Below are 12,070 nucleotides of genomic sequence, written 5' to 3'. Positions count from 1 at the left end.
AGGGTGGCAAATCAGGGAAAAGGCGCGCAAAACACCATTATCCACAGTAAAAAGTGTGACGAGGGCTACGTCACGTTGCGCCGTTGTGTATAATAGGCACGTATGTAAGTTTCCTTTCGCAATTCACATACAAAAGACTCTCATGGCTCAAGGCACGCTTTATATTGTTTCCGCCCCCAGTGGCGCGGGTAAATCAAGCCTCATTCAGGCTTTATTAAAAACCCAACCGTTGTATGACACCCAGGTTTCTGTTTCACACACCACGCGCGCGCCGCGTCCGGGTGAAGTGCACGGTGAACACTATTTCTTCGTTAATCATGCCGAATTTAAAGCGATGATTGATGATGACGCCTTCCTTGAACACGCCGAGGTATTTGGCAATTATTACGGCACATCGCGCGCTACGATTGAGCAAGTTCTTAAAACCGGCGTAGATGTATTCCTGGATATTGACTGGCAGGGCGCGCAGCAAATCCGCATGAGAATGCCGCAGGCGCGCAGCATCTTTATTTTGCCGCCGTCGAAAATCGAGCTGGACAGACGTCTGCGTGGTCGCGGTCAGGACAGCGAAGATGTTATCGCAAAGCGCATGGCGCAAGCAGTTGCGGAAATGAGCCATTACGCAGAGTATGATTACCTTATTGTGAACGATGATTTCGATACCGCCCTGGGCGACCTCAAAACCATCATTCGCGCCGAACGTCTGCGTATGGGCCGCCAGATGCAGCGACATGACGCTTTAATCAGCAAACTGTTGGCAGACTGAACTCACATTCAGTATCATGCCCAGTCCATCACCATCTGTGGAGCATTTTAAATATGGCACGCGTAACTGTTCAGGACGCTGTAGAGAAAATTGGTAACCGTTTTGACCTGGTACTGGTCGCCGCGCGTCGCGCTCGTCAGATGCAGGTAGGCGGAAAGGATCCGCTGGTACCGGAAGAAAACGATAAAACCACCGTTATCGCGCTGCGCGAAATCGAAGAAGGTCTGATCAACAACCAGATCCTCGACGTACGTGAGCGCCAGGAACAGCAAGAGCAGGAAGCCGCTGAATTACAAGCCGTTACCGCTATTGCTGAAGGTCGTCGTTAATCAATAAGCGGGTCGCCCTTGTATCTGTTTGAAAGTCTGAATCAACTGATTCAAAACTACCTGCCGGAAGACCAGATCAAGCGTCTTCGGCAGGCGTATCTCGTTGCACGTGACGCTCACGAGGGCCAGACACGTTCAAGTGGTGAACCCTATATCACGCACCCGGTTGCCGTAGCCTGTATCCTGGCCGAGATGAAACTCGACTACGAAACGCTGATGGCCGCGCTGCTGCATGACGTGATTGAAGATACCCCCGCAACCTACCAGGACATGGAACAGCTATTTGGCAAAAGCGTTGCCGAACTGGTAGAAGGGGTGTCAAAGCTTGATAAGCTCAAGTTCCGCGATAAGAAAGAGGCGCAGGCCGAAAACTTTCGCAAGATGATTATGGCGATGGTGCAGGATATCCGCGTCATTCTCATCAAACTCGCCGACCGTACCCACAACATGCGCACGCTGGGCTCTCTTCGCCCGGATAAACGTCGCCGCATCGCCCGTGAAACTCTCGAAATTTACAGCCCGCTGGCGCACCGTTTAGGTATTCATCACATCAAAACCGAGCTTGAAGAGCTGGGCTTTGAAGCGTTGTATCCGAACCGTTATCGCGTCATTAAAGAAGTGGTAAAAGCTGCGCGCGGTAACCGTAAAGAGATGATTCAGAAGATCCTTTCTGAAATTGAAGGGCGTCTGCAGGAAGCGGGAATTCCGTGTCGCGTCAGCGGTCGCGAAAAACACCTGTACTCCATCTACTGCAAGATGGTGCTCAAAGAGCAGCGTTTTCATTCGATTATGGATATCTACGCCTTCCGCGTTATCGTCCATGATTCCGACACCTGCTATCGCGTGCTGGGCCAGATGCACAGCCTCTACAAACCGCGTCCAGGTCGTGTTAAAGACTATATCGCCATTCCAAAAGCGAACGGCTATCAGTCTCTGCACACCTCGATGATCGGTCCTCACGGCGTCCCGGTTGAAGTGCAAATTCGCACCGAAGACATGGACCAGATGGCGGAAATGGGGGTCGCGGCGCACTGGGCCTATAAAGAGCACGGCGAAACTAGCACCACCGCGCAAATCCGCGCCCAGCGCTGGATGCAAAGCCTGCTCGAACTGCAACAGAGCGCAGGCAGCTCGTTTGAATTTATTGAGAGCGTTAAATCTGATCTCTTCCCGGATGAGATTTATGTTTTCACCCCGGAAGGCCGCATCGTGGAACTGCCAGCAGGCGCGACCCCAGTCGACTTCGCCTATGCGGTTCACACCGACATCGGCCACGCCTGTGTGGGCGCACGTGTCGACAGGCAGCCGTATCCTCTGTCGCAGTCGCTTTCCAGCGGGCAAACCGTAGAAATCATTACCGCGCCGGGCGCTCGTCCGAACGCGGCATGGCTTAACTTTGTCGTGAGCTCAAAAGCGCGCGCCAAAATTCGCCAGTTGCTGAAAAACCTCAAGCGTGATGATTCGGTGAGCCTTGGCCGCCGTCTGCTCAACCACGCACTGGGTGGAAGCCGTAAGCTGGCGGAAATCCCGCAAGAACATATTCAGCGCGAACTGGACCGCATGAAGCTCGCCTCGCTTGACGATCTGCTGGCGGAAATCGGCCTCGGCAACGCCATGAGCGTGGTAGTGGCGAAGAACCTGCAGCAGGGCGAAGCGACGGCGACAGCGCAAAGCACCGGTACCGCCACGAGTGTCAGCGCAAGTGGCGGACATTTGCCGATCAAAGGTGCGGATGGTGTGCTGATCACCTTCGCGAAGTGCTGTCGTCCGATTCCCGGCGACCCGATTGTAGCGCATGTTAGCCCCGGCAAAGGGCTGGTTATCCACCATGAATCTTGCCGTAACATCCGTGGCTACCAGAAAGAGCCAGAGAAGTTTATGGCCGTTGAGTGGGACAAGGACACCGCGCAGGAATTTATCACCGAAATCAAGGTGGATATGTTCAACCATCAGGGCGCACTGGCGAATCTGACTGCGGCAATCAACACCGCGTCTTCCAATATTCAAAGCCTGAATACGGAAGAAAAAGACGGCCGCGTTTACAGCGCCTTTATCCGTCTGACGTCTCGCGATCGCGTCCATCTGGCGAACATCATGCGCAAAATCCGCGTCATGCCGGATGTGATTAAAGTCACTCGTAACCGAAACTAGTATGTCCTACACCAAAGCATTCGAATTGCATCGAGGCAGCAAGCGAATGAAACCCCAGGCGCGAACAGAAGTACGTAACTGGGGTGAGAGAGTGCAGCTAACGCTGAGGCAATTTGAAGGATGAAGTGTATATGAATGCACAACGTTATGCGCGAATCCGCGAGATGCTAGCCAGACGTCAACCGGACCTGACCGTCTGCATGGAGCAGGTCCACAAACCGCATAACGTTTCTGCCATTATCCGCACCGCAGACGCCGTCGGCGTACATGAAGTTCACGCCGTCTGGCCGAGTCGTCGCATGCATACCATGTTGTCATCCGCTGCGGGCAGCAACAGTTGGGTGGAAGTGAAAACGCACCCGACCATCGGTGACGCCGTTTTCCAACTGAAAGCGGCGGGAATGCAGATCCTGGCGACACACCTCTCAGACAAAGCCGTAGATTTTCGCGAGATCGACTACACCCGTCCCACCTGTATTTTGATGGGGCAGGAGAAAACCGGGATCAGCCAGGAAGCATTAGATCTGGCGGATCAGGACATTATCATCCCGATGATCGGTATGGTGCAGTCGCTGAACGTCTCCGTCGCCTCGGCGCTTATCCTCTACGAAGCCCAGCGCCAACGGCAAAATGCTGGCATGTACCTGCGCGAAAACAGCATGCTGCCGGATGAAGAACAACAGCGTCGGCTGTTTGAAGGTGGTTACCCGGTACTGGCGCGCGTGGCAAAACGCAAAGGTCTGCCTTATCCCCGCGTCAACGAGCATGGCGAAGTGGACGCCGACGACGCCTGGTGGGCCACCATGCAGGCTGCGAGATAACGCCTATGCAAGGTCGCCTGTTGGATGCCGTTCCCCTCAATACCCTTACCGGCGTTGGTGCGGCGCAGGCCAGCAAACTTGCAAAAATCGGCCTGCACACGGTGCAGGATTTACTGCTGCACCTGCCTCTACGCTACGAAGATCGCACCCAACTCTACCCCATTGCCGACCTGCTGCCGGGCATTTATGCCACGGTGGAAGGCGAAGTGCTGAACTGCAACATTACCTTTGGCGGACGTCGGATGATGACCTGCCAGATAAGCGACGGTTCCGGCATTCTGACTATGCGTTTTTTCAACTTCAACGCGGCGATGAAAAACAGCCTCGCGACCGGGCGTCGCGTGCTGGCCTACGGTGAAGCAAAACGCGGGAAGTTCGGCGCAGAGATGATCCACCCGGAATACCGTGTTCAGGGCGATCTCAGTACCCCGGAATTACAGGAAACCTTAACGCCTGTTTATCCGACGACCGAGGGGATAAAACAGGCGACGTTGCGCAAGCTCACCGACCAGGCGCTGGACCTGCTTGCCACTTGCGCGATTGCTGAACTGCTACCGCCAGAGCTGGCACAGGGGCTGATGACACTGCCGGAAGCCTTGCGCACTCTGCATCGTCCGCCGCCGACACTGCAGCTTGCTGAGCTGGAAACCGGGCAACACCCGGCGCAAAGACGTTTAATTCTCGAAGAGTTACTGGCACACAATCTCAGTATGCTGGCGTTGCGTGCCGGGGCGCAGCGTTATCACGCAAAGCCGCTGAATCCTCAGGATAGGCTGAAAAATGCCCTGCTGGCCTCGCTGCCGTTCAAACCTACCGGCGCGCAGGCGCGCGTGGTGGCAGAAATTGAACGCGATATGGCGCTCGATGTGCCGATGATGCGCCTTGTACAGGGCGACGTGGGTTCCGGGAAAACGCTGGTGGCGGCGCTGGCGGCATTGCGGGCGATTGCCAACGGCAATCAGGTGGCCCTGATGGCGCCGACCGAGCTGCTGGCTGAACAACACGCCAACAATTTCCGCAACTGGTTCGCGCCGCTCGGCGTGGAAGTGGGCTGGCTGGCGGGTAAGCAGAAAGGCAAAGCGCGCCAGGTACAGCAAGAGGCCATTGCCAGCGGCCAGGTACAAATGATCGTCGGCACGCACGCCATCTTCCAGGAACAGGTGCAGTTTAACGGCCTTGCGCTGGTGATCATCGACGAACAGCATCGGTTTGGCGTACATCAGCGCCTGGCGCTGTGGGAGAAAGGCCAGCAACAGGGCTTCCATCCCCACCAGTTGATCATGACTGCAACACCCATTCCGCGCACCCTGGCGATGACCGCCTATGCCGATCTCGACACCTCGGTTATCGACGAACTCCCACCGGGCCGAACGCCTGTGACCACTGTTGCCATTCCGGATACCCGACGCAGCGATATTATCGATCGCGTACGCAACGCCTGTACCGGGGAAGGTCGCCAGGCCTATTGGGTCTGTACGTTGATTGAAGAGTCCGATCTGCTGGAAGCCCAGGCAGCGGAAGCCACGTGGGAAGAGTTAAAGCTGGCCTTGCCGGAGCTGAATATCGGCCTGGTCCACGGACGCATGAAGCCTGCGGAAAAACAGACAGTAATGCAGGCTTTTAAACAGGGCGAGATGCATCTTCTGGTGGCGACCACCGTGATCGAAGTGGGCGTGGACGTGCCCAACGCCAGCCTGATGATTATCGAAAACCCGGAGCGTCTGGGTCTTGCGCAACTCCACCAGCTACGCGGTCGTGTCGGACGCGGCGCGGTAGCCTCACACTGCGTGCTGCTCTACAAATCACCGCTGTCGAAAACCGCGCAAAAACGCCTGCAGGTGCTGCGCGACAGTAACGACGGCTTTGTGATTGCGCAAAAAGATCTGGAGATTCGCGGCCCCGGCGAACTGCTCGGCACCCGTCAGACCGGGAATGCCGAGTTCAAAGTGGCTGATTTGCTGCGCGACCAGGCGATGATCCCGGAAGTGCAGCGCATTGCCCGTCATATTCACGAACGCTATCCCCGGCAGGCCGAAGCCCTTATCGAGCGCTGGATGCCGGAAACAGAGCGCTATTCAAACGCCTGATTACTGTTTGTGATAGACGTTATCAAAACTGACGTTCATGCCGCCGCAATAGCCGCTATCACGAACGATTAAGTTGCCATTAACCAGTTGTGCCGCCCCGCTGCACGTGTACTCCTCTTTCGGGTTTCCCCAGTGCAGCGCATTCCCTTGTGGCGTTATTGTCTCATCGAGATCGCCGGTATGGACAATGTCATATCCTTGCGAATCTTTTCCGCCATACCAGGTCGCCTGTCCCTCGACGTTAATCTGCCCTTTCCCCACAGACGTAATATGAATTTCATTGTCACCCAATTCGGCATGCCATTTACCGGTCCATTCGGCGAGCGTCGCGTTGTGAATCGGCTGCTTTTCTAAGGACTTAGTGGGCATCCAGCCGACAAATTCATGCTTTTTCCCTGAGTACCAGACGCAGCTCCAGCCCGGCACTTCTTGTGCTACCAGTACCGTGTCACCCGCCACCAGATACGGTTTTGTTGCGCACACTTCACCCTGCCCCGGACAGCCGTCATCGTCGCGGTAAAAATGCACGTTGGCATTGGTATCGGTTTTCACTTTCGCCTGGTTGAAGACGCCTGGCCAGGTGGGGAAACTGCCATTACGGCAGGTATGCAGATCGTATTCGTCAGCGAGACATCCGGCGGAGAAAAAGGCCAGGGCGAGCAGTATTTTTCCTTTCATATCAATCCCTAATTTTTAATTATCATGCGCGATTGCCGATGATTTTAGCATTGCGCAAATTCTGCGGAACGATAAAAGCGCGAACCACCTAAAATCGGGGGGCCTTAGAACCCAACTTGCCACTCTCAACATTCTTTATAAAAGTACGTTTTATTGTTTAGCAACCGTTTGCTTTTACCAAACAGTCCGATAGAATCTCCGCTTTTCCATCAGGGGATTGTTTGCGATGTCTGTCAACACCATCGAGTCCGAAAATGCGCAAACGGTTGCGCATACCCAGCCCAGTGAGCTGATCTACCGCCTTGAAGACCGCCCACCGCTGGCGCAAACCATTTTTGCCGCGCTACAGCACCTGCTGGCGATGTTTGTTGGTGTTATCACGCCAGGCCTGCTGATTTGCCAGGCGCTGGGTTTACCGGCTCAGGATACGCAGCACATCATCAGCATGTCGCTGTTCGCCTCCGGCGTCGCATCCATCATCCAGATTAAAGCCTGGGGCCCGGTCGGGTCCGGCCTGCTGTCTATTCAGGGCACCAGCTTTAACTTCGTTGCGCCATTAATTATGGGCGGAACCGCACTGAAAACAGGCGGCGCCGATGTGCCGACGATGATGGCCGCCTTGTTCGGCTCCCTGATGTTGGCAAGCTGTACCGAGATGGTCATCTCCCGCATTCTGCCGTTTGCCCGCCGCATCATTACCCCGCTGGTCTCCGGCGTGGTGGTGATGATCATCGGCCTGTCGCTGATTCAGGTCGGCCTGACGTCTGTGGGCGGTGGCTTCGGCGCGATGGCAAACCATACCTTTGGCGCGCCGAAGAACCTGCTGCTGGCAGGTATCGTTCTTGCCATCATCATTCTGCTGAACCGCCAGCGTAACCCGTACCTGCGTATCGCCTCCCTGGTCATTGCGATGGCGGTCGGCTACCTCGTCGCCATGATGATGGGTATGCTCCCGGCTTACAACGCGCCGGGCAGCACCTTTATGATCCCTACGCCGCTGTATTATGGCCTGAGCATCGACTGGAACCTGCTGCTGCCGCTGATGCTGGTATTTATGATCACCTCGCTGGAAACCATCGGTGATATCACCGCAACCTCTGACGTTTCTGAGCAGCCGGTTTCCGGCCCGGCTTATATGAATCGCCTGAAAGGCGGCGTACTGGCAAACGGTCTGAACTCCTTTGTTTCTGCGGTGTTCAATACCTTCCCGAACTCCTGTTTCGGCCAGAACAACGGCGTGATTCAGCTCACCGGCGTCGCCAGCCGTTATGTGGGTTTCTTCGTTGCCGTCATGCTGATGGTGATGGGTCTGTTCCCGGCCGTTGCCGCCTTCGTTCAACAACTGCCTGAGCCGGTACTTGGCGGTGCAACGCTGGTGATGTTCGGTACCATTGCCGCATCTGGCGTACGTATCGTTTCCCGCGAGCCGCTGAACCGCCGCGCAATCATGATCATCGCCCTGTCGCTGGCCGTTGGCCTGGGCGTCTCCCAGCAGCCAATGATTCTGCAATTCGCCCCTGACTGGCTGAAAAACCTGCTCTCTTCCGGCATCGCTGCCGGTGGCATCACCGCTATCGTACTGAACCTGGTTTTCCCTACCGATAAGCAGTAATCCCAACAGAGGCAGCGGATGTTTTCCGTTGCCTCTGTAACGCTCTTTCACCATTCGTGCCTTGAGGAATGCGCATAAATCGTGCATAACTCCTGTACAGGCTTACGAGGGTGGAAGATCATGAAATTTATTGGAAAGCTGCTAATTTTCGTCATTATCGTCCTTCTGCTGGCGATGGTGGCCGGTTATTTCCTGCTGCAGACCCGCTGGGGTGCAACGCAGGTTACTAACTGGGTAAACGAAAAGAGTCAATATCACCTCACCGTTGAGGCCATTGACCACCAGCTTTCCTCGCCTTCCCATGTGCTGTTACGCAACGTCAATTTTGGCCGTAAAGGGCAGCCCGCTACTCTGGTCGCCAAAACCGTTGATATCGGCCTGAGTAGCCGCCAGTTCACCGACCCTCTCCACACCGACACCATTTTGCTGCAGGACGGTACGCTGAATCTGTCCCCGGCCACCGCGCCACTCCCCTTCCAGGCTGACCGTCTGCAACTGAGCAATATGGCCTTTAACAGCCCGGCGACCGGTTGGGATCTGAGTGCGCAACGCGTCACCGGCGGCGTAAGCCCCTGGCAGCCTGTCGAGGGCAATGTGCTCGGCACGCAGGCGCAAATTCAAATGAGCGCAGGTTCGATGACGCTTAACGGCGTGCCCGCCAGCAATGTGTTGATTCAGGGCAGCATTGATAAAGGCACGGTCACATTAACCACCATCGGTGCGGATATGGCGCGGGGTTCGCTGACCGGGAATGCACGACGCGACGCGGATGGCGGCTGGGTGGTGGATAACCTGCGGCTGACTGATATTCGCCTGCAGAGCGACAAATCGCTGAAAGATTTTTTTGCACCGCTCACGACTCTGCCGTCGTTGCAAATCGGGCGGCTGGATGTGACCGATGCCCGTCTGCAGGGGCCAGAATGGGCAATTGCCGATCTGGACCTGACGCTGCGTAACCTGACGCTAACCAAAGGCGATTGGCATACGGATGACGGCCAGTTGTCGATGAATGCCAATGAGTTTATCTACGGTTCGCTGCATTTGTTCGACCCGATTATAAACGCGGAATTTACCCCGGCGGGCATCGCGATGCAGCAGTTTACCACCCGCTGGGAAAACGGAATGGTGCGCACATCCGGCTACTGGACGCGCAGCGGAAAAGCGCTGGTGCTGAACGATGCGGCCATCGTCGGGCTGGAATATACGCTGCCTGCCAACTGGAAGCAGTTGTGGATGGACACCCTGCCCGACTGGCTGAATAGCGTCACGCTGACCAGGTTCAGCGCCAGTCGCAACTTGGTGATTGATATCGACCCGGCTTTCCCGTGGCAGTTGACGTCACTGGATGGCTACGGCACCAACGTGCAACTGGCGCGCGACCACAAGTGGGGCGTGTGGAATGGCGATGTGAAGATCAATGCCGCCGCCGCGACCTTTAACCGGGTGGATGTGCGCAGGCCGTCGCTGGCGTTAAGCGCCAACGGCAGTTCGGTGAACATTACTGAGCTGAGCGCCTTTGTCGAGAAAGGGATGCTGGAAGCCACTGCTGTGGTCGGGCAGACGCCGGACCGCACCGTGCGGGTGAGCCTGAACGGGCGTGGCGTGCCGATGAATGTATTGCAGCAGTGGGGATGGCCCGCGTTGCCGATCGCTGGCGACGGTAATCTGCAGTTGAGCGCCACGGGCCGTATTCAGGCCGATGCGCCGTTAAAACCAACGGTAGATGGTGAGCTTTCCGCCGTAAATGCCCAGCAACAACAGGTGAAACAGACGATGCGCAGCGGCGTGGTGTCAGGTGGTGAAGCGGCTGCGCCCGCGTCGGCACCTGTGCCAGCGCCCACTGAGACACAGCCCACGCCATAACCCTTTTCCCCGGTGGCGCTTCGCTTACCGGGGCTACTGTTCAGGAGGGACGAGTTGTTTACGCCGCCATCCGGGAACCTGGCAACCGTGCCGCCAATGCCCCTCACCCCTGCCCTCTCCCTCAAAGGGAGAGGGAGAAAGGCAAGCAGCATCCGGGAAAATCACGTCACATTCAAACGCCCATACTCATGGCATAACAACCACTTCACGGGCACATCTTCGTCGATGGTTGGGAAACGCCCGCCGGGCTCGAGGAAATGGTTATCGCGCTTATCGTCATTCACCATCGAAACCTCCCAACCGAGCACAAAGGCTTTCTCGGCCCAGAAACGGTGATACAGACGCGGCGGCAGACACACCCCCTGACCCGGTTTTAACACCAGTGTCTCACCGGGCTTAAACGTACGCCGCCGCCCGTCCACACGCACCTCCACCGCACGCCGCTCGTCAAATAGCGCCTCATCCGTCGCCCAGCCGAACTGCATACACAAATCGCCACCGCCCCGGTTCAGAATGTCTTCCATTTTATGGCGATGAAAATGCCACGGCGTCTGCTGCTCCTGCTGGATTTGCAGCATCTTTTCGGCATACGGCTTCGGGTAGGCGGCTGAATTCAGCGCACCGTTACGCAACGTCAACAGCGTCAGGCCGGTTTTGCTAAAATCGCCGCGGCCAAAATCGGTGATATCCCAGCCCAATTGCAGATCCAGCACCTCACTCCATTCATCCAGCCGCTGTTTTCGCCAGGCATCGACGGTGAAAAAGGCAAACTCCGGCAGGCACACCCGGAACGTCTCGGCGATGGCGTGCGCTTTATCAATGGTATAGTTAATCTGTGAACGTTTCATTCTGTTCTCCCGGTTCGAATGGCAAGCCAGGCAGCGCCGCGCATGCCGCTGCTGTCGCCGTGATGGGCTTTCACGATAGGGGTAGAGAAATGATCGGTAAAAACGAAAGGGGCGACGTCAGCTTCAAGATTCGCGATAAGCGACTCTGCATTCGACAACCCACCGCCAATCACAATCACGCCAGGGTCGAGAAGATTCACCACCGTTGCCAGGGTGCGGGCAAGCTGTTGGCGAAACCGCGCCACCTGCCGCACGGCGTTGGGTTCACCCTGCTGCGCCAGCGCCACAATCGCATCACCTGTAAGATGTTGCCCACTGAATAACCTGTAGCGCTCGCTCAACCCCGTCCCGGAGACAAACGACTCCACGCAGTTATCCTTACCGCAATAACAACGTACCGGTGGACCATCGTGCTGCTCGCGGTATCCCGGCAGGGTAATGTGACCGCACTCGGCGGCATTTCCCCACGCGCCAACAAATGGCTGGCGGTGAATGGCTATCCCGCCGCCGCAGCCGGTACCGAGCGTGATACCAAACACCACTTCATGCCGCTGCCCCGCACCGTCACAGGCTTCCGACAAGGCGAAACAGTTGCCGTCGTTCGCCATCACCACTGTCTGCCCCAGTAACTGCTGGAGATCCGCCTGCAACGCGCGGCCATTAATGACCTGAATATTGGAATTTTTAATCAGCCCGCTCAGCGGCGAGACGCTCCCCGGCAGGGCAATCCCCGTCATCATCGGCTGCTGCATGTCATGGTGAATCTGGTTAATAAAGGCGACCACCGATTCCACAAACTGCGGATAGCTCGCTTTTTGCGTCAGGCAGCGGTAGCGCGCCTTTTCCTGCCCTTGCGCATCCATCACCACTGCCGCGATTTTGGTGCCGCCGATGTCCAGCCCCAGGTAGTACATA

The 12,070-nt window shown here is 56.5% G+C and carries 10 protein-coding genes; 7 read left to right on the top strand and 3 right to left on the bottom strand.

The window, feature by feature from the left end; translation table 11 throughout:
- Positions 1-142: 142 nt before the first annotated feature.
- The 5 genes from gmk to recG all read left to right on the top strand — a co-directional run bounded on the left by gmk (position 143) and on the right by recG (position 6,154).
- The gene (gmk, locus tag C5523_RS00490; RefSeq protein WP_039080107.1) at positions 143-766 is read left to right on the top strand and encodes a guanylate kinase; all 624 of its coding nucleotides are present in this window, start codon (positions 143-145) and stop codon (positions 764-766) included.
- Between the two features lie 53 nt (positions 767-819).
- Positions 820-1,095, top strand: coding sequence for a DNA-directed RNA polymerase subunit omega (gene rpoZ / locus C5523_RS00485; RefSeq protein ID WP_000135058.1), 276 nt, complete (start codon positions 820-822; stop codon positions 1,093-1,095).
- Between the two features lie 18 nt (positions 1,096-1,113).
- Positions 1,114-3,246 carry a bifunctional GTP diphosphokinase/guanosine-3',5'-bis pyrophosphate 3'-pyrophosphohydrolase gene (spoT, locus tag C5523_RS00480; RefSeq protein WP_108700441.1) on the top strand — a complete coding sequence of 711 codons (2,133 nt, stop codon included), beginning with the start codon at positions 1,114-1,116 and terminating at the stop codon, positions 3,244-3,246.
- Between the two features lie 131 nt (positions 3,247-3,377).
- Positions 3,378-4,067: a tRNA (guanosine(18)-2'-O)-methyltransferase TrmH gene (trmH, locus tag C5523_RS00475; protein WP_079496891.1), complete on the top strand. Its 690-nt coding sequence runs from the start codon at positions 3,378-3,380 to the stop codon at positions 4,065-4,067.
- A 5-nt stretch (positions 4,068-4,072) separates the two neighbouring features.
- Positions 4,073-6,154 (top strand): ATP-dependent DNA helicase RecG, encoded by a 2,082-nt coding sequence (recG, locus tag C5523_RS00470; protein WP_108700440.1) that lies wholly within the window; start codon positions 4,073-4,075, stop codon positions 6,152-6,154.
- On the opposite strand, the gene C5523_RS00465 is transcribed toward recG, so the two are convergent.
- Complete coding sequence (locus C5523_RS00465; RefSeq protein ID WP_108700439.1) at positions 6,155-6,832, bottom strand: hypothetical protein; 678 nt, start codon at positions 6,830-6,832, stop codon at positions 6,155-6,157.
- A 226-nt stretch (positions 6,833-7,058) separates the two neighbouring features.
- On the opposite strand from C5523_RS00465, the gene C5523_RS00460 reads away from it, so the two are divergent.
- Together C5523_RS00460 and C5523_RS00455 are read left to right on the top strand one after the other, a co-directional pair.
- The gene (locus C5523_RS00460) at positions 7,059-8,444 is read left to right on the top strand and encodes a uracil-xanthine permease family protein (protein WP_039080103.1); all 1,386 of its coding nucleotides are present in this window, start codon (positions 7,059-7,061) and stop codon (positions 8,442-8,444) included.
- A gap of 120 nt (positions 8,445-8,564) precedes the next feature.
- Positions 8,565-10,307, top strand: coding sequence for an AsmA family protein (locus C5523_RS00455; protein ID WP_108700438.1), 1,743 nt, complete (start codon positions 8,565-8,567; stop codon positions 10,305-10,307).
- 161 nt (positions 10,308-10,468) lie between these two features.
- Here the strand turns inward: C5523_RS00455 and C5523_RS00450 are convergent, their stop codons facing one another.
- Complete coding sequence (locus tag C5523_RS00450) at positions 10,469-11,155, bottom strand: D-lyxose/D-mannose family sugar isomerase (protein ID WP_108700437.1); 687 nt, start codon at positions 11,153-11,155, stop codon at positions 10,469-10,471.
- On the bottom strand, positions 11,152-12,069 hold the full coding sequence (locus C5523_RS00445; RefSeq protein ID WP_108700436.1) for an ROK family protein: 918 nt from the start codon (positions 12,067-12,069) through the stop codon (positions 11,152-11,154). The genes C5523_RS00450 and C5523_RS00445 overlap by 4 nt, the downstream gene beginning before the upstream one ends.
- Between the last annotated feature and the right edge of the window lies 1 nt (position 12,070).

This window comes from Phytobacter sp. SCO41, assembly GCF_003073275.1.
Taxonomy (GTDB): Bacteria; Pseudomonadota; Gammaproteobacteria; order Enterobacterales; family Enterobacteriaceae; genus Phytobacter; species Phytobacter diazotrophicus.
This window is presented reverse-complemented; position numbering and strand designations above follow the sequence as displayed.